20 protein-coding genes and 4 tRNA genes are annotated in these 21,431 nt (G+C 71.1%); 15 read left to right on the top strand and 9 right to left on the bottom strand.

Annotation, left to right across the window (positions count from 1 at the left end; genetic code table 11):
• The first annotated feature begins 250 nt into the window (after positions 1-250).
• From purS to ACY0MR_RS17600, 4 genes are all read left to right on the top strand, one after another.
• Positions 251-496: a phosphoribosylformylglycinamidine synthase subunit PurS gene (gene purS / locus ACY0MR_RS17615; protein WP_017240564.1), complete on the top strand. Its 246-nt coding sequence runs from the start codon at positions 251-253 to the stop codon at positions 494-496.
• Positions 493-1,173: a phosphoribosylformylglycinamidine synthase subunit PurQ gene (gene purQ, locus ACY0MR_RS17610; protein ID WP_030209636.1), complete on the top strand. Its 681-nt coding sequence runs from the start codon at positions 493-495 to the stop codon at positions 1,171-1,173. Before purS ends, purQ begins: the two co-directional genes overlap by 4 nt.
• The gene (gene purL, locus ACY0MR_RS17605; RefSeq protein WP_473561531.1) at positions 1,173-3,422 is read left to right on the top strand and encodes a phosphoribosylformylglycinamidine synthase subunit PurL; all 2,250 of its coding nucleotides are present in this window, start codon (positions 1,173-1,175) and stop codon (positions 3,420-3,422) included. Before purQ ends, purL begins: the two co-directional genes overlap by 1 nt.
• Before the next feature lie 65 nt (positions 3,423-3,487).
• Positions 3,488-3,640, top strand: a complete 153-nt coding sequence (locus tag ACY0MR_RS17600) for a hypothetical protein (RefSeq protein WP_473561529.1) — start codon at positions 3,488-3,490, stop codon at positions 3,638-3,640.
• Here the strand turns inward: ACY0MR_RS17600 and ACY0MR_RS17595 are convergent.
• Positions 3,628-4,038, bottom strand: coding sequence for a nuclear transport factor 2 family protein (locus ACY0MR_RS17595; protein ID WP_388801096.1), 411 nt, complete (start codon positions 4,036-4,038; stop codon positions 3,628-3,630). The genes ACY0MR_RS17600 and ACY0MR_RS17595 overlap by 13 nt on opposite strands.
• A gap of 77 nt (positions 4,039-4,115) precedes the next feature.
• Between ACY0MR_RS17595 and ACY0MR_RS17590 the strand changes: the two genes are divergently transcribed.
• The 4 genes from ACY0MR_RS17590 (at position 4,116) to purM (ending at position 8,767) form a co-directional block, all read left to right on the top strand.
• Positions 4,116-4,904 carry a maleylpyruvate isomerase family mycothiol-dependent enzyme gene (locus tag ACY0MR_RS17590; RefSeq protein ID WP_473561526.1) on the top strand — a complete coding sequence of 263 codons (789 nt, stop codon included), beginning with the start codon at positions 4,116-4,118 and terminating at the stop codon, positions 4,902-4,904.
• Between the two features lie 86 nt (positions 4,905-4,990).
• Positions 4,991-5,884, top strand: a complete 894-nt coding sequence (locus ACY0MR_RS17585; protein ID WP_473561524.1) for an META domain-containing protein — start codon at positions 4,991-4,993, stop codon at positions 5,882-5,884.
• Between the two features lie 218 nt (positions 5,885-6,102).
• Positions 6,103-7,629 carry an amidophosphoribosyltransferase gene (gene purF / locus ACY0MR_RS17580; RefSeq protein ID WP_361859556.1) on the top strand — a complete coding sequence of 509 codons (1,527 nt, stop codon included), beginning with the start codon at positions 6,103-6,105 and terminating at the stop codon, positions 7,627-7,629.
• 52 nt (positions 7,630-7,681) lie between these two features.
• On the top strand, positions 7,682-8,767 hold the full coding sequence (purM, locus tag ACY0MR_RS17575) for a phosphoribosylformylglycinamidine cyclo-ligase (RefSeq protein WP_361859553.1): 1,086 nt from the start codon (positions 7,682-7,684) through the stop codon (positions 8,765-8,767).
• 231 nt (positions 8,768-8,998) lie between these two features.
• Here the strand turns inward: purM and ACY0MR_RS17570 are convergent, their stop codons facing one another.
• Both ACY0MR_RS17570 and ACY0MR_RS17565 read right to left on the bottom strand, forming a co-directional pair.
• Entirely contained in the window at positions 8,999-9,253 is a 255-nt protein-coding gene (locus tag ACY0MR_RS17570; protein ID WP_030318267.1) for a DUF3073 domain-containing protein, read from the bottom strand.
• 322 nt (positions 9,254-9,575) lie between these two features.
• Complete coding sequence (locus tag ACY0MR_RS17565; protein ID WP_361859551.1) at positions 9,576-10,667, bottom strand: Leu/Phe/Val dehydrogenase; 1,092 nt, start codon at positions 10,665-10,667, stop codon at positions 9,576-9,578.
• A gap of 155 nt (positions 10,668-10,822) precedes the next feature.
• Here ACY0MR_RS17565 and ACY0MR_RS17560 point away from each other — a divergent pair, with 155 nt between their 5' ends.
• Positions 10,823-11,686, top strand: coding sequence for a DUF8083 family protein (locus tag ACY0MR_RS17560; protein WP_404084191.1), 864 nt, complete (start codon positions 10,823-10,825; stop codon positions 11,684-11,686).
• 603 nt (positions 11,687-12,289) lie between these two features.
• Positions 12,290-12,496, top strand: coding sequence for a developmental transcriptional regulator BldC (gene bldC, locus ACY0MR_RS17555; RefSeq protein ID WP_003949541.1), 207 nt, complete (start codon positions 12,290-12,292; stop codon positions 12,494-12,496).
• A gap of 341 nt (positions 12,497-12,837) precedes the next feature.
• Here bldC and ACY0MR_RS17550 read toward each other — a convergent pair whose 3' ends face one another.
• From ACY0MR_RS17550 to hrpA, 3 genes are all read right to left on the bottom strand, one after another.
• A complete protein-coding gene (locus ACY0MR_RS17550; RefSeq protein WP_392866709.1) occupies positions 12,838-13,218 on the bottom strand; it encodes a DUF6274 family protein in 381 nt (126 codons plus the stop codon).
• Positions 13,219-13,343: 125 nt separating this feature from the next.
• A tRNA-Asp gene (locus ACY0MR_RS17545) sits at positions 13,344-13,417 on the bottom strand.
• An 87-nt stretch (positions 13,418-13,504) separates the two neighbouring features.
• Complete coding sequence (hrpA, locus tag ACY0MR_RS17540) at positions 13,505-17,479, bottom strand: ATP-dependent RNA helicase HrpA (RefSeq protein ID WP_473561519.1); 3,975 nt, start codon at positions 17,477-17,479, stop codon at positions 13,505-13,507.
• A 164-nt stretch (positions 17,480-17,643) separates the two neighbouring features.
• Here hrpA and ACY0MR_RS17535 point away from each other — a divergent pair, with 164 nt between their 5' ends.
• From ACY0MR_RS17535 to ACY0MR_RS17525, 3 genes are all read left to right on the top strand, one after another.
• On the top strand, positions 17,644-17,994 hold the full coding sequence (locus ACY0MR_RS17535; protein ID WP_361860499.1) for a hypothetical protein: 351 nt from the start codon (positions 17,644-17,646) through the stop codon (positions 17,992-17,994).
• A gap of 64 nt (positions 17,995-18,058) precedes the next feature.
• Positions 18,059-18,814, top strand: a complete 756-nt coding sequence (locus tag ACY0MR_RS17530; RefSeq protein ID WP_404084196.1) for a DsbA family protein — start codon at positions 18,059-18,061, stop codon at positions 18,812-18,814.
• Positions 18,811-19,653: a cytochrome c biogenesis CcdA family protein gene (locus ACY0MR_RS17525; RefSeq protein ID WP_473561517.1), complete on the top strand. Its 843-nt coding sequence runs from the start codon at positions 18,811-18,813 to the stop codon at positions 19,651-19,653. The genes ACY0MR_RS17530 and ACY0MR_RS17525 overlap by 4 nt, the downstream gene beginning before the upstream one ends.
• 164 nt (positions 19,654-19,817) lie before the next feature.
• On the opposite strand, the gene ACY0MR_RS17520 is transcribed toward ACY0MR_RS17525, so the two are convergent.
• The 3 genes from ACY0MR_RS17520 to ACY0MR_RS17510 form a co-directional block, all read right to left on the bottom strand.
• Positions 19,818-19,891, bottom strand: a tRNA-Phe gene (locus ACY0MR_RS17520).
• Positions 19,892-19,913: 22 nt separating this feature from the next.
• Positions 19,914-19,987, bottom strand: a tRNA-Asp gene (locus ACY0MR_RS17515).
• 40 nt (positions 19,988-20,027) lie between these two features.
• Positions 20,028-20,100, bottom strand: a tRNA-Glu gene (locus tag ACY0MR_RS17510).
• Positions 20,101-20,204: 104 nt separating this feature from the next.
• On the opposite strand from ACY0MR_RS17510, the gene ACY0MR_RS17505 reads away from it, so the two are divergent.
• Both ACY0MR_RS17505 and ACY0MR_RS17500 read left to right on the top strand, forming a co-directional pair.
• Complete coding sequence (locus ACY0MR_RS17505) at positions 20,205-20,555, top strand: metallopeptidase family protein (protein ID WP_361860507.1); 351 nt, start codon at positions 20,205-20,207, stop codon at positions 20,553-20,555.
• A gap of 121 nt (positions 20,556-20,676) precedes the next feature.
• Positions 20,677-21,351 carry a hypothetical protein gene (locus ACY0MR_RS17500; RefSeq protein ID WP_473561515.1) on the top strand — a complete coding sequence of 225 codons (675 nt, stop codon included), beginning with the start codon at positions 20,677-20,679 and terminating at the stop codon, positions 21,349-21,351.
• Positions 21,352-21,431 lie beyond the last annotated feature (80 nt).

Genomic DNA, 21,431 nt, shown 5'->3' with positions numbered 1-21,431 from the left:
CTTTGTACAGCGGCGGGCGTCGCATTGTGAAGCCCCGGCAATTGTTTCAGCGTGTCCCGGCGGATTCGGGGTCGCGATATTTCACCGGAATTTTGCGCGGGCGGGCTCGGTGGGGGGTGGGGGTCGCGATCCCTGGCGGAGTGCCGCCGTGGCCTGGCTTTTGTAGGATCCTTCAGATCTCTACCCGCGTAGAATTTGGAGACAGGTACGCTGAGGGAACCGCCCACGCAACACACCACCGGGAGTGCCAGTGGCACGCGTCGTAGTCGACGTCATGCTCAAGCCGGAGATCCTCGACCCTCAGGGGCAGGCGGTGCAGCGTGCACTGCCCCGCCTGGGATTCGCCGGAATCGCCGACGTCCGTCAGGGGAAGCGTTTCGAGCTGGAGGTGGAGGGTCCGGTCGACGACGCCGCCCTCGCCCGCATCCATGAGATGGCCGAGACCTTCCTTGCCAACACCGTGATCGAAGACTTCATCGTGAAGGTGGAGTCGTGACCGCACGCATCGGCGTCGTCACGTTCCCCGGAACGCTCGACGACCAGGACGCGCTGCGTGCCGCCCGCCTCGCGGGCGCCGAGCCCGTATCGCTCTGGCACCGCGACAAGGACCTCAAGCAGGTCGACGCCGTGGTCCTGGCCGGCGGTTTCTCCTACGGCGACTACCTGCGGGCCGGAGCCATCTCCCGCTTCTCGCCGGTGATGGAGACGATCATCGAGCAGGCGAAGGCGGGCATGCCCGTCCTCGGCATCTGCAACGGCTTCCAGATCCTCACCGAGGCGCACCTGCTGCCGGGCGCGATGCTGCGCAACAACCACCTCCACTTCATCTGCCGCGACCAGAAGCTGCGGGTGGAGAACGCGGAGACCGCCTGGACCTCGGACTACACCGCGGGCCAGGAGATCGAGGTCCCGCTCAAGAACATGGACGGCCGGTACGTCGCCGACGAGCGCGTGCTCGACGAGCTGGAGGCCGAGGGGCGGGTCGCCTTCCGCTACCTCGACGTCAACCCCAACGGCTCGCTCCGCGACATCGCGGGCATCACCAACGCCGCGGGCAACGTGGTCGGCCTCATGCCGCACCCCGAGCACGCCGTCGAGCCGCTCATCGGCACGGGCAAGACGGACGGCCTCGGTTTCTTCACCTCGATCCTCAAGAAGCTGGTCAACGCCTGATGAGCCTCGACACCGTCAAGCACGCGAGCGAGACGCCGGACAGCGAGCAGCCCTGGAAGGAGCTCGGCCTCAAGGAGGACGAGTACGCGCGCATCCGCGAGATCCTGGGCCGCCGTCCCACCGGCGCCGAGCTCGCCATGTACTCCGTCATGTGGTCCGAGCACTGCTCCTACAAGAGCAGCAAGGTCCACCTGAAGCAGTTCGGCGAGAAGGTCCCGGAGAACGACGCCATGCTCGTCGGCATCGGCGAGAACGCCGGCGTCGTCGACGTGGGCCAGGGGTACGCGGTCACCTTCAAGGTCGAGTCGCACAACCACCCCTCGTACATCGAGCCCTACCAGGGCGCGGCCACCGGCGTCGGCGGCATCGTCCGCGACATCCTCGCCATGGGCGCCCGCCCGGTCGCGGTCGTCGACCCGCTGCGCTTCGGCGCGGCCGACCACCCCGACACCAAGCGCGTGCTGCCCGGTGTCGTCGCCGGCATCGGCGGCTACGGCAACTGCCTGGGCCTGCCGAACATCGGCGGCGAGGTCGTCTTCGACTCCTGCTACCAGGGCAACCCGCTGGTCAACGCCGGCTGCATCGGCGTGATGAAGCACGAGGACATCCACCTCGCCAAGGCCTCCGGCCCCGGCAACAAGGTGATCCTGTACGGCGCCCGCACCGGCGGCGACGGCATCGGCGGCGTCTCGGTCCTCGCGTCCGAGACCTTCGACGACACGAAGCCCGCCAAGCGGCCCGCCGTCCAGGTCGGCGACCCCTTCCAGGAGAAGCTCCTCATCGAGTGCACCCTGGAGATCTTCAAGGAGAAGCTGGTCGCGGGCATCCAGGACCTCGGCGGCGCCGGGCTCTCCTGCGCCACGTCCGAGCTGGCCTCCGCGGGCTCCGGCGGCATGCGGGTCGACCTCGAGAAGGTCCACCTGCGCGACGCCACGCTCTCGCCCGAGGAGATCCTCATGAGCGAGTCGCAGGAGCGCATGTGCGCGATCGTCGAGCCCGCGCACGTCGACCGCTTCCTGGAGATCTGCGAGAAGTGGGACGTCATCGCGGTCGTCATCGGTGAGGTGACCGAGGGCGAGCGCCTGGAGATCTTCTGGCACGGCGAGCAGATCGTCGACGTGCCGCCGCGCACGGTCGCCCACGAGGGCCCGGTCTACCACCGGCCGTTCGCCCGCCCGGAGTGGCAGGACGCGCTCCAGGCCGACGACGCCGGCAGGCTGCCCCGGCCGCAGACCGGCGAGGAGCTGAAGGACCAGGTCCTGAAGCTGGTCTCGTCGCCGAACCAGGCGTCGAAGTCCTGGATCACGGACCAGTACGACCGGTTCGTGCAGGGCAACACCGTCCTGGCGCAGCCCGAGGACGCGGGCATGGTCCGCATCGACGAGGAGACCAACCTCGGCGTGGCCATGGCGACCGACGGCAACGGCCGGTACGCCAAGCTCGACCCGTACACGGGTGCGCAGCTCGCGCTGGCGGAGGCGTACCGCAACGTCGCCGCCTCCGGTGCGAAGCCGCTCGCCATCTCGGACTGCCTGAACTTCGGTTCGCCCGAGGATCCGGCCGTGATGTGGCAGTTCGCCGAGGCCACCCGTGGTCTCGCGGACGGCTGCCTCCAGCTCGGCACCCCGGTGACCGGCGGCAACGTCTCCCTGTACAACCAGACGGGCGAGACCGCGATCCACCCGACGCCGGTCGTGGCCGTGCTCGGTGTGATCGACGACGTGAACCGCCGTACGCCGATCGCCTTCGCGGAAGAGGGCCAGCTCCTCTACCTGCTCGGCGACACGCGCGAGGAGTTCGGCGGCTCGGCCTGGTCCGAGGTCGTCCACCAGCACCTCGGCGGTCTGCCGCCGGCGGTGGACCTCGACCGGGAGAAGCTGCTCGGCGAGATCCTGATCTCGGCCTCGCGCGACGGCATGATCGACGCGGCGCACGACCTGTCGGACGGCGGTCTCGTGCAGGCGGTCGTCGAGTCCTGCCTGCGCGGCGGGAACGGCGCGCGCCTGGTCGTCCCGGAGGGCCTGGACGCCTTCACGTTCCTCTTCAGCGAGTCGGCGGGCCGCGCGGTCGTCGCCGTCCCGCGCAGCGAGGAGCTCCGCTTCACCGACATGTGCGGTGCGCGGGGTCTGCCGGCGGCGCGGATCGGTGTCGTCGACGGCGACGCGGTCGACGTCCAGGGCGAGTTCGCGCTCTCCCTGGAGGAGCTGCGGTCGGCGCACGAGGCGACGATCCCGGGCCTGCTGGCCTGATACGGAGCACCGGGAAGCCCCTGTCCGGACCTGAGCGGTCCGGGCGGGGGCCTTCCCGTTCCCGCATGCGAGTAGACGAGCCGCACGTGCACTTCCCGCTGATGGACGGACCGGACCCGGAGACCGCGAGCGGGGTGCCGTTCACCCGGCGCGGTGTGGGCGTGCCGGCGAACGGCGAGACGTTCGAGGTGCCGCACGCGGCCGGCTACCCGGCCTGACCCCAGAAGGCGTCGGAGACGTCGATGTCCTCGACGCACTCGTCGATGTCGGAGATCTTGCCGCCGATGACGGTGAAGACGAGGGCCCCGTTCATCTCGATGCCCAGGCCCATGTCCTCGCGGGTGGCGTAGAAGCGGTTCGCCGCCACGGCGTGCCCGCGGCCGTCCACGGTGATGCTCTGCAGCTCGACGCGCATCTCCCCGCGGGTGAGCTCGAACATCCGCCGGTACATGTCGAGGACGTTGTCCCGGCCCTTGATGTGCCCGGATATCTGGCTCTCCCCGGGCGAGTGGTGCGTGCAGTCGGAGGTCATCAGCGCGCCGACGGCCTCCATGTCTCCTCTGGTCCACGCCTCGAAGCCCCGGCGGATCAGGGCGGCGTCAGGGTGTTCGGCCATCGCTCATCGGCCCCTCTCGGGCGAGTAGGTGCGCTGCCGCGGCCCTCCCCCTCCAGTCTCCGACTACCCTCGCCTCCATGCCACCGGCCAAGAAGCGCGCGCGCCGCTACGACTCCGCCAAGACCAGGGCGGCCGTGCTCGCCCAGTTCACCCACGTACGCGAGGCCGTCGGGGGACTCACCTCCGAGCAGCTCGACGGGCCGACCCGGCTGGGGGAGTGGACGGTACGGGATCTGGCGGCGCATCTGACGATGGCGCTCTCCTCCCTGGCCCGGCGGCTCGCGGAGCCGGAGCCGGCCCGGCGGGAGCTGGCCCTGCTCGACTGGCCCGCGGCCACGGCGTCGGCGGCGGCGAGCATCGACGAGGCCGCCCGGGCGGTCGACACGGCCGATCTGCCGGCGCTGTTCGCGGAGGCGGCGGAGCGGTACGAGGCGGCGCTCGCGGGCGTGCCCGACGAGCGGCTGGTGGCGACCCGGTTCGGCGCGATGACGGTCGGGGACTTCCTGGTCACCCGGACCGTGGAGCTCGTGGTGCACACCGACGACCTGAACGCGGCGACCGGCGCCGGCGTCCCCCAGGACCGGCAGGCCCTCGCCGCCTGCACCCGGCTGCTCGCCGACGCCCTGGCCGCGAAGGCCCCGGGCGGGGCGGTCGAGGTGCGGATCCCGCCCTTCGCGGTGGTGCAGTGCGTCGAGGGCCCCCGGCATACCCGGGGCACCCCGCCCAACGTGGTGGAGACCGACCCGCTGACCTGGATCCGCCTGGCGACCGGGCGGGCGGAGTGGGCGACGGAGCTGGCCTCGGCCCGCGTCGGCGCGAGCGGCGAGCGGGCCGATCTGAAGGACCTCCTGCCCCTGATGGGCTGAGGTTCCTCTACGGAACGTCCGGGGCCGGTGGCACCGCTCCCGGAACCCGAGCGGAACCGACTTCCGCCGCGGCCCGTCCCACCCCCATGCAGACGCAGACGACGCGCACCCTCGCATCCGCCGCATCCGCCGCCGCCCTGGCCCTCTTCCTCGCCGCCTGCGGCACGGAGGGGGGAAGCTCGGGATCCGGTCCCGGCTCCGGATCCGACTCCCTCGCACCCGACCTGGTCGTCGCCGGCACCCACTGGACGATCGGCGCCGTCACGGTCGACGGCCGCAGGTCCGCCGCCCCCGACGGGGCCCGTGTCGAGTTCGGCACGGACGGCCGCGCCGGCGGGAACAGCGGCTGCAACAGCTTCGGCGCGACCGTCGACGTGAAGGGGGACACCCTGACCGTCTCCCCGAAGGAGATCACCAAGATCGGCTGCCCCGAGGACCTGGCGCGCTTCGAGAAGGACCTGGTCAAGGCCTTCGACGGCCGGCTCAAGGGCCGGCAGCAGGGCGAGACCCTCACCCTGGCCTCGGCCGACGGCCGCAACGGCCTGGAGCTGACCGCGGAGCCGGCCCTCCCGCTCCGCGGCACCACCTGGAAGATCGACGGGCTGGTCTCCGGGGGCACCGCGTCCTCGCTGACCCCGGGCACCGGGGGCAAGGCCCGGCTCGTCATCGGCGCCGACGGCAGGATCTCCGGCAACCTGGGCTGCAACGACTTCGGCGCCACCGCCCGCGTCGAGGGGAAGAAGCTCACGGTCGAGGGACCCGCGGCGACGACCCGGATGATGTGCACCGGCACGCAGATGCAGCTGGAGACGCAGCTGTACGAGATCCTCGACGGCCCGCTGACCTACCGCCTGGACCACCGGAAGCTGACGCTCACCGACGCCCGCGGCGAGGGCCTGACCGCGACGGCCGCCCCCGTCGGCGGAACCTCCGAGAGGACGGGCGGAACGGACGGCCAGGAGCAGCCGGCGTCCGGGTGAACGACGCTCTCCGGGGTGCCCTCCGTCACATCGCAGCCGGCCCGCGGGCCTGGTACGAGCGTCCGCTCGGAGGGCACCCGGGGCGGGAATCCCTTACCGCGCCTGCCTTGTGGGCCCCTCCACACCCGAGACGATCTTTTCGTGTGATCGCACGAGTGGGGCGGACCCCGCATTTCCTCAATTCGGACCAGTGGTCGACCCCGTCTACACTCGGGAACGTGCCACGTGGTGACGGTCGACTCAATCACGACCTGCTCCCCGGCGAGAAAGGCCCCCAGGACGCGTGTGGCGTCTTCGGTGTCTGGGCTCCGGGTGAAGAGGTCGCAAAGCTCACGTACTTCGGGCTCTACGCCCTCCAGCATCGGGGCCAGGAATCCGCGGGTATCGCGGTCAGCAACGGCTCCCAGATCCTCGTCTTCAAGGACATGGGCCTCGTGTCCCAGGTCTTCGACGAGACCTCTCTCGGTTCCCTCCAAGGTCATATCGCGGTCGGTCACGCCCGCTACTCGACCACCGGGGCCTCCGTGTGGGAGAACGCGCAGCCGACGTTCAGGGCGACCGCCCACGGCTCGATCGCGCTCGGCCACAACGGCAACCTGGTGAACACGGCGCAGCTCGCCGAGATGGTCGCGGACCTGCCCAAGAAGGAAGGCCGCAGCACCCGGGTGGCGGCCACCAACGACACCGACCTCCTCACGGCGCTCCTCGCCGCGCAGGTCGACGAGGACGGCGAGCCGCTCACCATCGAGCAGGCCGCCGCGAAGATCCTCCCCGACGTCCGGGGTGCCTTCTCCCTCGTCTTCATGGACGAGCACACGCTCTACGCGGCCCGTGACCCGCAGGGCATCCGCCCGCTGGTCCTCGGCCGCCTGGAGCGCGGCTGGGTGGTCGCCTCGGAGTCCGCCGCCCTCGACATCTGCGGCGCCAGCTACGTCCGCGAGGTCGAGCCGGGCGAGCTGATCGCGATCGACGAGAACGGCATCCGTACCTCGCGATTCGCGGAAGCGAAGCCCAAGGGCTGTGTCTTCGAGTACGTGTACCTCGCGCGCCCCGACACCGACATCGCCGGCCGGAACGTGTACCTCTCCCGCGTGGAGATGGGCCGCCGCCTGGCGAAGGAGTCGCCCGTCGAGGCCGACCTGGTGATAGCGACTCCGGAATCCGGCACCCCGGCGGCCATCGGCTACGCCGAGGCCTCCGGCATCCCCTTCGGCGCGGGCCTGGTGAAGAACGCCTACGTCGGGCGCACCTTCATCCAGCCCTCCCAGACCATCCGCCAGCTCGGCATCCGGCTGAAGCTGAACCCCCTCAGGGACGTCATCAAGGGCAAGCGCCTGGTGGTCGTCGACGACTCGATCGTCCGCGGCAACACCCAGCGCGCCCTGGTCAAGATGCTCCGCGAGGCCGGCGCGGCCGAGATCCACATCCGGATCTCCTCGCCGCCGGTGAAGTGGCCCTGCTTCTTCGGCATCGACTTCGCCACCCGCGCGGAGCTGATCGCCAACGGCATGTCGATCGAGGAGATCGGCAAGTCGCTGGGGGCGGACTCGCTCTCGTACATCTCGATCGACGGGATGATCGAGGCGACGACGATCCAGAAGCCGAACCTCTGCCGTGCCTGCTTCGACGGCGAGTACCCGATGGAGCTGCCGGACCCCGAGCTGCTCGGCAAGCAGCTCCTGGAGACCGAGCTGGCCGCCGGCCCGGCCGCCACGGCGGCCTCCGACGCCCTGCGTCGCCCGTAAGACCCCGCTGCAGCCGCCGTGCGAGCAGTCACGACACGAAAGTTCTGAACCCATGTCTCAGACCCCCAGTGCCGCAGGCGGCGCCAGCTACGCGTCCGCGGGCGTCGACATCGAAGCGGGCGACCGCGCCGTCGAGCTGATGAAGGAGTGGGTGAAGAAGACGCAGCGCCCGGAAGTCGCGGGCCTCGGCGGCCTGGGCGGCTTCGCCGGCCTCTTCGACGCCTCCGCCCTCAAGCGCTTCGAGCGTCCTCTGCTCGCCTCCGCCACCGACGGCGTCGGGACGAAGGTCGACATCGCCCGCCAGATGGGCGTGTACGACACGATCGGCCACGACCTGGTCGCGATGGTCATGGACGACATCGTGGTCTGCGGCGCCGAGCCGCTCTTCATGACGGACTACATCTGCGTCGGCAAGGTCCACCCGGAGCGGGTCGCCGCGATCGTCAAGGGCATCGCCGAGGGCTGCGTCCTCGCCGGCTGCGCCCTCGTCGGCGGCGAGACGGCGGAGCACCCGGGCCTCCTCGGCCCGGACGACTTCGACGTCGCCGGCGCCGGCACGGGCGTCGTGGAGCACGACCGGCTGCTCGGCGCCGACCGCATCCGTTCGGGTGACGCGGTCATCGCCATGGCCTCGTCCGGTCTTCACTCCAACGGGTACTCGCTCGTCCGGCACGTGGTCTTCGACCGCGCGGGCATGACCCTCGACCAGCGGGTCGACGAGCTGGGCCGCACGCTCGGCGAGGAGCTCCTGGAGCCCACGAAGATCTACTCCCTGGACTGCCTGGCCCTCACCCGGACCACGGACGTCCACGCGTTCAGCCACATCACGGGCGGCGGTCTCGCGGCCAACCTGGCCCGGGTGATCCCGGACGGGCTGCACGCCACGGTCGACCGCTCGACCTGGGCGCCGGGCGCGATCTTCGACCTGGTCGGCAAGGCCGGACAGGTGGAGCGCCTGGAGCTGGAGAAGACCCTGAACATGGGCGTCGGCATGATGGCGGTCGTGCCGGCCGACTTCGTGGACGCCGCCCTGACCACGCTGGCGGACCGGGGCGTCGAGTCCTGGGTCGCGGGCGAGATCACCGAGCGCGGCGACCGCGCGACGGGCGCGGAGCTGGTCGGGGACTACGCGAAGTAGTCCACGGAGGCAGGACGGCGGCGGGGCGCTCCCGAGGGGCGCCCCGTCATCCGTTGTCGGTCCGGGCGGCACCCGTCGTGCACCCGCCCGTCACCCCGCCGTGCGAGCGGCCCGCAGGTGGCCGGGCCGGGGCCGGCCGCTCCCGACGCAGCCGCCTGCCGACGGATGCGGACAGCACAGAAACCCGGCCGGGTGATCCCGGACCGGGTTTCTGCGATGCGATTCAGAAGGTCAAGCGCGACGCGGGGACGCACTCGGACCGGACTCGTCGTCCTCGTCCTCGTCGTCCTCGTTATAGAGATCCGCGTACTGGGCGTACGGGTCGTCTTCCTCGTCGTCGTCCTCGAACGGCTCGCCATTCGGCGGCTGGTTCGAAGTCGAAGCGCCCAGCTCATTGGCCAGACGCGTCAGGTCTGTCCCGCCGCTGCTGTACTTCAGCTGGCGGGCGACCTTGGTCTGCTTGGCCTTTGCCCGGCCGCGCCCCATGGCTCGACCCCCTCGGTGACGGGGCTCGATGGCCCCAGAGTCTTGACACGCGTTCATGATTCGGAACGGGCTCTCGACAGAGAGACCGGTCCGTAGGGCTTCAACGGTACCTGTTTCCGCGGGTCTACGGTACGCCGCGCGCATCACATACCCCGGTACAGAACCATCGAGGCGCCCTTTCCTCGCTGGTCAATCGCGATTTTAACCTCTTCTCGAGGGCCGACCCGCCGAGGGGCGTGAGCGAAGTCTCCCCGTGGGCGCCCCACGGGCCCCCACGGACGCCCCACGGACTCCCCGGCGGCGGGTCGGCTCCCGGGCGCGGCTAGGCGCGGCGGGCGTCCGCCATCCGCTGCTCGGCGATCCGGTCGGACGCGGCGGCCGGCGGAATCCCGTCGGCCTTCGCACGTGCGAAGATTTCGAGGGTGGTGTCGAAGATCTTCGTGGCCTTGGCCTTGCAGCGGTCGAAGTCGAAGCCGTGCAGCTCGTCGGCGACCTGGATCACGCCGCCGGCGTTGACCACGTAGTCGGGCGCGTAGAGGATCCCGCGCTCGACGAGGTCCTTCTCGATGCCCGGGTGGGCGAGCTGGTTGTTCGCCGCGCCGCAGACCACGCTCGCGGTGATGAAGGGGACGGTCTCCTCGTTGAGGGCGCCGCCGAGCGCGCAGGGCGCGTAGATGTCGAGGCCCTCGACGCGGATGAGCGCGTCGGTGTCGGCGACGACGGCGACCTGCGGGTGCTTGTCGGTGATCCGGCGGACCGACTCCTCGCGCACGTCGGTGATCACGACCTCGGCGCCGTCCTCCAGGAGGTGCTCGACGAGGTAGTGGCCGACCTTGCCGACGCCCGCGACGCCGACCTTGCGGCCGCGCAGCGTCGGGTCGCCCCAGAGGGTCTGCGCGGAGGCGCGCATGCCCTGGAAGACGCCGAAGGCGGTGAGGACGGAGGAGTCGCCGGCGCCGCCGTTCTCGGGGGAGCGGCCGGTGGTCCACCGGTTCTCGCGGGCGACCACGTCCATGTCGGCGACGTAGGTGCCGACGTCGCAGGCCGTGACGTACCGGCCGCCGAGGGAGGCGACGAAGCGGCCGTAGGCGAGGAGGAGCTCCTCCGACTTGATCTTCTCGGGGTCGCCGATGATGACGGCCTTGCCGCCGCCGTGGTCCAGGCCGGCCATGGCGTTCTTGTACGACATGCCCCGGGCCAGGTTGAGGGCGTCGGCGACGGCCGCGGCCTCGGTGGCGTACGGGTAGAAGCGGGTGCCGCCGAGGGCGGGGCCCAGGGCGGTGGAGTGGAGGGCGATGACGGCCTTGAGGCCGGTGGCGCGGTCCTGACAGAGCACGACTTGCTCGTGGCCACCCTGCTCCGAGTGGAACAGGGTGTGCAGTACGTCAGCAGGAACGCCGGTCACATCGGTCACGGTGGTGACTCCCAAGTACGAAGCGGCGGTTGCGGACCTCCCTGCGGGTGGGGGAGGACCAGTTCGGCACGAGGGTAAGTCCTACCTGGGCGTAGATCGGCGGCAGTGCTCAGGATCACCCCCTCCCGGAGTACCTCCGTGGAAGGATTCGCGACATGTCGGTCGCCTCCTCGGTCCTCATCCCCTACGCGTCCTATCTCCGGGTGTACGAGCCGCTGGCCGCGTTCCCCGAGCCCGAGCGGACCCACTGGACCCGCTACGCGGGCCGGGCGCGCACCCCGGGGGCGCAGGAGGAGCTGCGGCGCTCGCTGGCCGACCTGCTGCCGACGCCGCCGGTCCCGGTGCCGGTCCACGAGAGCGGGGAGGCCTTCGTCGCCCGGCTGGACGGGGTGGTGGTGATCTGCCCCTGGCGGACCAGGCTGCGCGGGTGGCTGGCCCTCCAGGAGCTGGTGGGCCAGTTCCCGGAGCCGGTGCTCGACGCGATGCTGCCGCCGGTGGTGCGCCTGCAGGTCGAGAGCGACTACGAGCGGTGGCTGAGCAGGAACCCGGACGCGCGTCCGTGGATCCGTACGGCGGTGTGGCACGTCCCGCTGCGCTGGTTCGCGCTCTTCGGGGACGAGGACCGGGAGTACGCGCCGGGGAAGCGGCCGTCCGGCGAGGACGGGCCGGGGAGGGCGCCGGTGCTGCGCTACCGGACGACGATGGCGCAGGCGCGCCGCCGCCTCGCGCGGGCCCTGCGGGCGCTGCGGGAGTCGATCGACGAGGGGCCCATGACGGAGGGCCTGGTCGAGGTGGGGCGCTGGCTGGAGGAGTTCCACCCGCGGGCGCTGGTGGAGCTGGACTTCGGGGGCCTGGTGCACGCGGTCCCGGAGGAGTGGCTGGCGGAGGACCGGTCGGCGGCGGAGATGGCGGAGGGCATCGCGGCCCTGCGCGCCGGCGACGGGGAGCGGGCGAGTGCGGCGTACGGGCGGCTCGCGGAGCGCTGGCGGAAGGTGCGGGATCTTCGCTTCGCGAACTGACATCAGTCGGGCATCTTCGTCAGGTCGGTATCGACAAGACATGTCCGACGGGTGTAAATGATCTTCAGGGTTGTCCGGATACCGCCTGCCCGGTTTTGTATGCCGGGGGAGCTCCGGGCGGCGCCGGGGGGCTCCGGGTCCTTCGGCACCCGCCGGGCGGGGACGTTGGTCCCGATCCGGGCCTTTGGCTCAAGCGTGACGGACAGCACGTAACGCACCCTTGCGCCCATCGCCCACCCTCGTGCCAAAATAGGACAAGGAGTCCGGGGAGGGTTCCTTCCGTCCATCTATGGGCGGAACGCTCAGCATTGCACTCTATGGGGGGTCTGAGGACTCCTGATCGCTCTGTGACTGATCGTCACAGTGGCGTGACTGTCCGTTATGGCATGGTCCATCGACTTCCGCCGCTGATGAACACCTGCGAGGGCAATTCCATCGGTTTGGCCGACGTGGCTGGACGGATGGTGTAGTTGTAGTGCCGAGGACAAGCCGTTCGTCCTATAACCGACTCGGCCCGCTTCTGCCATTTCGGGCAACGCGGGTCAAGGTGCAGAATTTAGAGGAAAGAACCGAGAAGGTTCGGTTCTCCCGAGGAGGCCGCTCATGACCGCTCGCACCCCTGATGCCGAGCCGCTGCTGACCCCTGCCGAGGTTGCCACGATGTTCCGCGTGGACCCGAAGACGGTGACCCGTTGGGCGAAGGCCGGAAAGCTCACGTCCATCCGCACCCTGGGTGGGCACCGCCGGTACCGCGAAGCTGAGGTTCGCGCGCTGCTGGCGGGCATTCCGCAGCAGCGCAGCGAGGCCTGAGGTCGCGCAAACACCCCGTAGTACCCAGCAGTACCCCGTAACACCGGGCCCGTCCGGATCCCCCAATCCGGTCGCCCACACCTAGCTCTGCCGACGGATTCCTGCCCCAACAGGCCTTCGTCAACGATCGCGCTGGACTCCGCCGGGTCTGGCGCGATCTTCTTTTGTGCCCGGCGCCACTCCGCGAGGGGTGGTGCAATTGCACGCATTAAATCGCGCCTGTGTAGGGAGGGTGTAAGTGAAGCGGTTTCTGAAACTACTTCAGTGACTCCCGTCACACTGGCCGACTCTTGCCAAAGAACAGCCTGCCACTTCCCGGAACGGCCTCGACCCGCCGTTGGTCATGGGTCGGCGGGACCTTCGTCCCCGCCGTCGCCGACCGGCCCCCCGGTATCCCCCGCCGGCCCCCGGCGCCTCGCCGGCCGCTCTCCCGGCTCTTCCGGCTCTCCCGCGGTCCGTCCGGGCCCCGCAGGAGGCTCTCCCGGCTCTGCGGGCGACTCTCCCGGCTCTGCGAGCCCCTCGGGCCTCTCGGCGCCCACCGGCCCCTCGGGAGCGTCCCGGCCGTCCTGTGGCCCCTCGGGCTCCGGAAGGTCCATGGAGAGCCTCAGGAGGCGGTGGCAGACGACGCAATGGCGGGTCAGGTGTCCGTACCGCGACGCGGCCGCCAGATGGGCGCGCAGCAGTGCTCTCGTCTCGTGCCGTGCTGCGGACGCCGCGGCCATGCGCGACCACCTCCGGTGTGGGCCCCCGATTCCCTGATGTCCGGAGTACCGGCGGGCTCCTGGCCCCGTCAAGCACCGGGACACAACGAAGGCCCGCATCTCGCGATGCGGGCCTTCGTGAAAAGCGACTCTGACGGGACTTGAACCCGCGACCTCCACCTTGACAGGGTGGCGAGCTAACCAACTGCTCCACAGAGCCTTGCTCGCAGCCCCTCGTAAGCGGCTGCGAGCAAGACTGTACAGCAGGTCAGGGGGTCCGGTCGAACTCGCCGACGGCGACGGTCCGCTACGGGGCCGCCGCGTCGATCGCCTTCACGATCCGCTTGTCCGAGACGGGGTGCGCCGTGCCGAGCGCGTGGGCGAAGTAGCTCACCCGCAGCTCCTCGATCATCCAGCGGATGTCGGTCACCTCGGACGGCACCGGACGGCCCTTGGGGAGCTGTTCGAGCAGCCAGGCGTACTCGTCCAGCATCTCCCGGACCTTCTCCATCCGGGTGGTGTCCCGCTGGACCCCGGTCGGCATCTGCTGGAGCCGCCGGTCCACCGCCACCAGGTAGCGCATCAGGTCGGGCAGCCGCTTCAGACCCGTACGGGTGACGAAGCCGGCCGGCATCAGCCACGCCAGCTGCGTGCGCACGTCCGTCAGGTTGTCGATCAGCGCCAGGCTGTTCGTCGACTTCAGCCGGCGCTCGCACGCCTGCCAGGCCGCCAGGACCTGCTGGACCTGGCCCACCGTCCGCACGGTCGTGTCCACCAGGTCGGCCCGGACCTTGTCGAACAGCTTCCGGAACGACTCCTCGTCCCACACCGGACCGCCGTGGTCCGCGATCAGCTTGTCGGCCGCCGCGGTGGCGCAGTCGTCGAAGAGGGCCTGGATCGAGCCGTGCGGGTTCGACGACAGGGCCAGCTTCTGCTGGTTGGTCAGCTTGTCCGAGGCGAACTTCGCCGGGTTCACCGGGATGTTCAGCATGATCAGCTTCCGGGTGCCCCGCCACATGGCCGGCTGCTGCTCGGCCTCCGTGTCGAAGAGCCGGACGGCCACCGAGTCGCCCTCGTCGACCAGCGCCGGGAACGCCTTGACCGGCTGGCCGCCCCGCCTGGTCTCGAAGACCTTGGTGAGGGTCCCGATCGTCCAGTCCTTGAGGCCCGTGCGCTCCAGGGAGGGCCCGGAGCCGTCCGGGCCGCCCGTCGCCGCCGCGGCGGCCTGGGACAGCGCCTGACGGGCCTTCGGGCGCAGCCGCAGCCGCAGTGTCTCCAGGTCCTTCTCCTCGGCGAGCTTCCGGCGCCGCTCGTCGATGATCCGGAACGTCACCTTGAGGTGCTCGGGCACCTTCGACCAGTCGAAGTCCTCGGCCGTCACCGGTACGCCGACCATCCGCTGGAGCTCGCGGGCGAGCGCCCCGGTCAGCGGCTCCTGCACGGGCACGACGGTGTCCAGGAAACGGGACGCGAAGTTCGGCGCGGGCACGTAGTGGCGGCGGATCGGCTTCGGCAGGGAGCGGATCAGCTCGGTGACGACCTCGGCGCGCAGACCGGGGATCTGCCACTCGAAGCCGTCCTCGGTCACCTGGTTCAGGACCTGGAGCGGGACGTGCACGGTCACGCCGTCCGCGTCCGCGCCGGGCTCGAACTGGTACGTCACCCGGAACTTCAGCGGACCCTGCCGCCAGGAGTCCGGGTAGTCGTCCTTGGTGACCCCGGCGGCCTTCTCGTTGATGAGCATCTCGCGCTCGAAGTCCAGGAACTCCGGCTCGTCCCGGCGCTTGTGCTTCCACCACGAGTCGAAGTGGGCTCCGGACACGACGTGTTCGGGGACGCGCTTGTCGTAGAAGTCGAAGAGCGTCTCGTCGTCGACCAGGATGTCCCGGCGCCGCGCCCGGTGCTCCAGCTCCTCGACCTCGGTGAGGAGCCGGCGGTTGTCCGCGAAGAACTTGTGGTGGGTGCGCCAGTCGCCCTCGACCAGCGCGTTCCTGATGAACAGGTCGCGGGAGACCTCGGGATCGATCCGGCCGTAGTTGACCTTGCGGTCGGCGACGATCGGGACGCCGTACAGCGTGACCTTCTCGAAGGCCATCACGGCCGCCTGGTCCTTCTCCCAGTGCGGCTCGCTGTACGTCTTCTTCACCAGGTGCTGGGCGAGCGGCTCGATCCACTCGGGCTCCACGCGCGCGTTGACCCGGGCCCACAGCCGTGAGGTCTCCACCAGCTCGGCGGACATGACGAAGCGCGGCGGCTTCTTGAACAGCGCGGAACCGGGGAAGATCGCGAACTTGGCGTTCCGCGCGCCGAGGTACTCGCCCCGGCCGCCTTCGCGGCGGGCCCCGTCCTTCGCCCCGTCCTTGGACTCCTTCACGTCCTTCAGGCCGATGTGGCTGAGCAGGCCGGCCAGGAGCGAGACGTGGACGGACTGCTCGGGCGCGTCCTCCTCGTTGAGGTGGATGCCCATCTGCTTGGCGACCGTCCGCAGCTGGCTGTAGATGTCCTGCCACTCGCGGATGCGCAGGAAGTTCAGGTACTCCTGCTTGCACATCCGGCGGAAGGAGCTGGAGCCGCGCTCCTTCTGCTGCTCGCGGACGTAGCGCCAGAGGTTCAGGAAGGCGAGGAAGTCGCTCGTCTCGTCCTTGAACCGGGCGTGCTGCTGGTCGGCCTGGGCCTGCTTCTCCGAGGGCCGCTCGCGCGGGTCCTGGATGGACAGCGCCGCCGCGATCACCATGACCTCGCGGACGCAGCCGTTCTTGTCGGCCTCCAGCACCATCCGGGCGAGCCGGGGGTCCACGGGCAGCTGGGAGAGCTTCCGGCCCTGCTGGGTCAGCCGTTTCTTGGGATCCTTCTCCGTCGGGTCGATCGCGCCGAGCTCCTGGAGGAGCTGCACGCCGTCCCGGATGTTGCGGTGGTCCGGCGGGTCGATGAAGGGGAACTTCTCGATCTCGCCGAGGCCGGCCGCGGTCATCTGGAGGATGACGGAGGCGAGGTTCGTCCGGAGGATCTCGGCGTCCGTGAACTCCGGCCGCGTGAGGAAGTCGTCCTCCGAGTACAGCCGGATGCAGATGCCGTCGGACGTACGGCCGCAGCGGCCCTTGCGCTGGTTGGCGCTGGCCTGGCTGACCGGCTCGATCGGCAGCCGCTGGACCTTGGTCCGGTGCGAGTAGCGGGAGATGCGGGCGGTGCCCGGGTCGATCACGTACTTGATGCCGGGGACGGTCAGCGACGTCTCGGCGACGTTCGTCGCGAGGACGATCCGGCGGCCGGAGTGCGCCTGGAAGACCCGGTGCTGCTCGGCGTGGGAGAGCCGTGCGTAGAGCGGGAGGATCTCCGTGTTGAACAGCTTCCTCTTGGTGAGCGCGTCCGCCGTGTCGCGGATCTCTCGCTCCCCGGAGAGGAAGACCAGGACGTCGCCGGGACCTTCCTTCTGGAGCTCGTCGACGGCGTCGCAGATCGCGGTGATCTGGTCCCGGTCGGACTCCTCGGAGTCCTCCTCCAGGAGGGGCCGGTAGCGGACCTCGACCGGGTACGTGCGGCCGGAGACCTCGACGATCGGGGCGTCGCCGAAGTGGCGGGAGAAGCGCTCCGGGTCGATGGTCGCCGAGGTGATCACGACCTTGAGGTCGGGGCGCTTCGGCAGCAGCTGGGCCAGATAGCCGAGCAGGAAGTCGATGTTGAGGGACCGCTCGTGGGCCTCGTCGATGATGATCGTGTCGTAGGCGCGCAGCTCGCGGTCCGTCTGGATCTCGGCGAGCAGGATGCCGTCCGTCATCAGCTTCACGAAGGTCGCGTCGGGGTTCACCTGGTCGGTGAAGCGCACCTTCCAGCCGACGGCCTCGCCGAGCGGGGTCCTCAGCTCCTCGGCGACCCGCTCCGCGACCGTGCGGGCGGCGATCCGGCGGGGCTGGGTGTGCCCGATCATGCCCCGGACGCCACGGCCCAGCTCCAGACAGATCTTCGGGATCTGGGTGGTCTTACCCGAACCCGTCTCACCGGCGACGATCACGACCTGGTGGTCGCGTATCGCCTCCAGGATCTCGTCCTTCTTCTGCGAGACGGGCAGCTGCTCGGGGTACGTGACCGCGGGCACGCGGGAGGCGCGCCCGTCGACGCGCTCCTTGGCCTTGGCCGCCTCGGCGGCGATCTCGTCCAGGACGGCCGCGCGGGCCTCGGGCTTGCGGATGCGGCGGGCGCCTTCGAGACGGCGGCCGAGCCGGTGGGAGTCCCGCAGCGAGACCTCGGCCAGGACGGACTGGAGGGCGGCGAAGGAAGTAGACATACGGAATCCAGGATCGCACCTGCGGCCGAGAAGCGGCGAACCGATTTACGAGTGCCCCGCCGGGGATCCCGCGGGCGGCGCCCCGGCTGCGGGCGGCTGCCGGGCGCGGGATGCCGGGGTGCGTACTATTTCGGGCACGTCGACCGGACCGGAGAGGTTTCGCAATGTTCCGTACCACCCGCGTGCCGGCGGCGTTCGCCGCGCTCGCGGCGCTGGTCCTCGGACTCCTGGTGTGCGGAGCGGCGACGGCCGTGCCCGCGGGGGCCGCCCCGGTCGTCCTGGGCGCCGCCGTCCCCGGCTGCGACCCGGGCCACCCCGTCGACGAAGGGGCCGCCGGCCCCGTCGTACCCCCGCGCGCGCACGCCTTCGCGGAGCTCCTCCCGGCCCTGGCCGACGACCGCACGCCGTGCGGCGCCCGGGCGCAGGACCCGGGGGCCCGGAGCGTGCCGCCCGGCCGGGAGCCACCCGCGCGCGTGTCCCCGTCTCCCGTGGAGCTGTCGGTCCTGAGGGTCTAGAGGGACGGCCTTCCCCGCCGTCCCCTCCTTCCCTCTTCTCCTCTCTCCTCAGGAGCGCTTCCGCATGTCCAGGTCCAAGCCGATCGCCGTCGTCTCCGGGGTGGCCGTCGCCGCCGTCCTGCTCGGCGTCGTCTCGTACACCGCCACCCGGCCCACGCCCCCCGGCGCCGCCGGTTCCTCCTCCGTCGCCGAGGTCTCCGCAGACCCCTCGGCCGGGGTCTACGCCGAGCTGGAGGCCTACGCCCGCCGCGACCCCGCCGACCGGCTCGCCCTCGGCCGCGCCGACGCCCCCGTGGTCCTCATCGAGTACGCCGACTTCAAGTGCGGCTACTGCGGCAAGTTCGCCCGGGACACCGAGCCGGTCCTGATCGAGAAGTACGTCGACGAGGGCGTCCTGCGGATCGAGTGGCGGAACTTCCCGATCTTCGGCGCGGAGTCCGAGGCGGTCGCCCGCGCCTCCTGGGCGGCCGGGCAGCAGGGCCGGTTCTGGGAGTTCCACCGGGCCGCCTACGCCGAGGGCGCCAAGGAGAAGGGCTTCGGCAAGGAGCGGCTCGCGGCCCTGGCCGAGGAGGCGGGCGTCCCCGACGCGGCCCGGTTCGCGCAGGACAGCGAGGGCGCGGCGGCCCGCAAGGCCGTGGCTGCGGACCAGGAGCAGGGGTACTCCCTCGGCGCCACGTCCACCCCGTCGTTCCTGATCAACGGCCGGCCGATCGCCGGCGCCCAGCCGCTGGAGACGTTCACGCAGACGATCGAGGCGGCGGCGAAGGCGGCGAAGCCGTCCGCCGGGGCCTCGAAGCCGACCCCGGACGCCACGCGGTGACCACCGGCATCGGCTACTTCGCCGCCTTCCTCGGCGGTCTGCTCGCCCTGCTCAGCCCGTGCAGCGCCCTGCTGCTCCCGGCCTTCTTCGCGTACTCGATCGACACGCGCGCGAAGCTGGTGGCGAGGACCGGCGTCCTCTACGCGGGGCTGGCCACCACGCTCGTCCCGCTCGGCGCGGCCGGTTCGTTCGCGGGCCGGCTGTTCTACGGCCACCGGGACCTGCTCGTCGCCGTCGGCGGCTGGCTGATCATCGGTCTCGGCGTCCTCCAGATCCTCGGGCTCGGCTTCGCCTCCCGCCGGATCGCCGAGGCGAGCGGCCGGATCCGGCCCACGTCGGCGCTCTCGGTGTACGCCCTCGGACTGGTCTACGGTCTGGCGGGCTTCTGCGCGGGGCCGATCCTCGGGAGCGTCCTGACGGTGGCGGCGCTGAGCGGCAGCCCGGCGTACGGCGGGCTGCTCCTCGCCGTCTACGCGCTGGGCATGGCCGTTCCGCTGTTCGTGCTCGCGCTGCTCTGGGAGCGGTACGACCTGGCCCGGCGGTCCTGGCTGCGCGGCCGCCCGCTCCGGGTGGGCCCGCTCACGCTCCACTCGACGTCGCTGCTCTCGGGCCTGTTCTTCGTGGCCCTCGGCACGCTCTTCCTGGTCTTCGACGGGACGACCGCGCTGCCGGGCCTGCTGTCGGTGGACGACTCGTTCGCGGTGGAGCAGCGGGTGGCCTCGCTCGGCCGGGCGGTCCCCGACTGGGCTCTGCTCGCCGCGGTGGTGGCCGTGGTGGCGCTGGTGCTCGCGCTGCGGTCGAGGCGGGGGAGTCGTACGGGGGAACGCGAGGAGACGTGACGGCGGGGGAGGAGACCGGCGTACCTCCAGGGGGCGCCGGGCCTCCTCCCCGTACCGCCCGGTGCGGCGCCGGGCTCTCCACCGCCGGAGGCGCGGCTCGTCCACGGTCTCCCGTCCCCGGGAACGCCGAAGGCCCCGTTCTCTCGAACGGGGCCTTCGTCTTGTGGCTGGGGCCGGGGTCGAACCGGCGACCTATCGCTTTTCAGGCGATCGCTCGTACCAACTGAGCTACCCAGCCACGAAGCTGTCTCCAGCTTCAGCGACTCTGACGGGACTTGAACCCGCGACCTCCACCTTGACAGGGTGGCGAGCTAACCAACTGCTCCACAGAGCCATGCTTGTGCGCGATCACTAGTGTCGCACACGGTACTGCGTGCCCCCAACGGGATTCGAACCCGTGCTACCGCCTTGAAAGGGCGGCGTCCTGGGCCACTAGACGATGAGGGCTAGAGGCTCACCTGCGCGCTTTGCAGCGCGTCGGGGACGTGAGAAGCATATGGGATCCCGGCCGCTATCGCCAAAACGGTTTCCGGCGGGGGGACAATGGGCGCGTGCTGGAGATGACGCGCGAGGAGTTCGAAGAGCTGGTCGCCGAGGCCCTGGACCGGATCCCGCCGGAACTGACGCGGCTGATGGACAACGTCGCGGTGTTCGTGGAGGACGAGCCGGCCCCGGACGATCCCGAGCTGCTCGGGCTCTACGAGGGGACGCCGCTGACCGAGCGCGGCGAGTGGTACGCCGGGGTGCTCCCGGACCGCATCACGATCTACCGGGGTCCGACGCTGCGCATGTGCGCGTCGCGCGAGGACGTGGTCGCGGAGACCGAGATCACCGTGGTCCACGAGATCGCCCACCACTTCGGCATCGACGACGAGCGGCTGCACGCGCTGGGCTACGGCTGACCGGACCCGGGGCGCGCCCGGCGCGGACGCCGGGCGGTTCGGGCGTGTCCCATGCGGCGCCACGGGAGTTGGGCAGTGCAACGCGTTCCGTTCCTGCCTGTCGTGTCCTGGAGGTGCCCCCGTGCGCCAGTTGCCCACCCGTGTCAGATGGGCCGCCGCCGCGCTGGCCGTCGCGGCCTGCGCCGGTCTGAGCGGCTGTATGAGTGTCGGTGACGAGGGGGCGAAGCCGGCGCCCGGCGCGTCCGGCGGGAAGCGGGGCGTGGCGACCGACTCGGGCGGCGGCGCGGCCGGGGAGCCGGGCGGCGACGGCGGTTCGTGGGACGGGCGGCCGGACTCGGGCGGTCCCGACGTGGCCGGTTCCGGTACGGAGTCCCCGGTGCCGAGCGGTTCCCCCTCGGGCACGGCGAAGGCCTCCCCGGGCACGGTGCTGCCGGTGGAGGGGCCCGGCGGCCCCGGCGGCCCGTCGAAGCCGCAGCCGACGGGCGGTCAGGACGGTCCGGGCGGGGCGGGCGCGGCGGGCGGCGGCAACGGGGGCGGGAACGGCGGCGGGGGCGACGGCGGATCCGGTCCGGGCGGCGGAGGCACACCGACGCCGGAGCCGACCGCGGAGCCGACGCCCGAGCCGACGCCCGAACCGACCGTGGAGCCGACACCCGAGCCGACGCCGGAGCCCACCTCCAACCCGACCGATCCGCCGTCGCCCGGGCCGGACACCCAGATGGGTGCGATGCGCGCGGCGGACGGCCCGGACGCGTCTCCGGAGCCGGTGGCGTCTCCGCAGGTCGGGCCGGTGTGACGGAGTCCGATTTGCCATAGGTGGGGGAGGGTGCGTATGGTGGTAGATCGTTTGATCCCATTGCCCGGCGCCGACACAGA

This window comes from Streptomyces sp. JN8 (assembly GCF_055808075.1).
Note: the sequence above shows the minus strand (reverse complement) of the source record. Positions and strands in the feature narration are given on the sequence as shown.

Excerpts from the sequence above, each read along its gene's own strand:
- hrpA (WP_473561519.1), bottom strand. The coding sequence starts at position 17,479 with ATGTCTACTTCCTTCGCCGCCCTCCAGTCCGTCCTGGCCGAGGTCTCG.
- purL (WP_473561531.1), top strand. The coding sequence starts at position 1,173 with ATGAGCCTCGACACCGTCAAGCACGCGAGCGAGACGCCGGACAGCGAG.
- ACY0MR_RS17585 (WP_473561524.1), top strand. The coding sequence starts at position 4,991 with ATGCAGACGCAGACGACGCGCACCCTCGCATCCGCCGCATCCGCCGCC.
- ACY0MR_RS17550 (WP_392866709.1), bottom strand. The coding sequence starts at position 13,218 with ATGGCCGCGGCGTCCGCAGCACGGCACGAGACGAGAGCACTGCTGCGC.
- ACY0MR_RS17530 (WP_404084196.1), top strand. The coding sequence starts at position 18,059 with ATGTCCAGGTCCAAGCCGATCGCCGTCGTCTCCGGGGTGGCCGTCGCC.
- ACY0MR_RS17535 (WP_361860499.1), top strand. The coding sequence starts at position 17,644 with ATGTTCCGTACCACCCGCGTGCCGGCGGCGTTCGCCGCGCTCGCGGCG.
- ACY0MR_RS17600 (WP_473561529.1), top strand. The coding sequence starts at position 3,488 with ATGCGAGTAGACGAGCCGCACGTGCACTTCCCGCTGATGGACGGACCG.
- ACY0MR_RS17595 (WP_388801096.1), bottom strand. The coding sequence starts at position 4,038 with ATGGCCGAACACCCTGACGCCGCCCTGATCCGCCGGGGCTTCGAGGCG.
- ACY0MR_RS17570 (WP_030318267.1), bottom strand. The coding sequence starts at position 9,253 with ATGGGGCGCGGCCGGGCAAAGGCCAAGCAGACCAAGGTCGCCCGCCAG.
- ACY0MR_RS17590 (WP_473561526.1), top strand. The coding sequence starts at position 4,116 with ATGCCACCGGCCAAGAAGCGCGCGCGCCGCTACGACTCCGCCAAGACC.
- ACY0MR_RS17560 (WP_404084191.1), top strand. The coding sequence starts at position 10,823 with ATGTCGGTCGCCTCCTCGGTCCTCATCCCCTACGCGTCCTATCTCCGG.
- purM (WP_361859553.1), top strand. The coding sequence starts at position 7,682 with ATGTCTCAGACCCCCAGTGCCGCAGGCGGCGCCAGCTACGCGTCCGCG.
- bldC (WP_003949541.1), top strand. The coding sequence starts at position 12,290 with ATGACCGCTCGCACCCCTGATGCCGAGCCGCTGCTGACCCCTGCCGAG.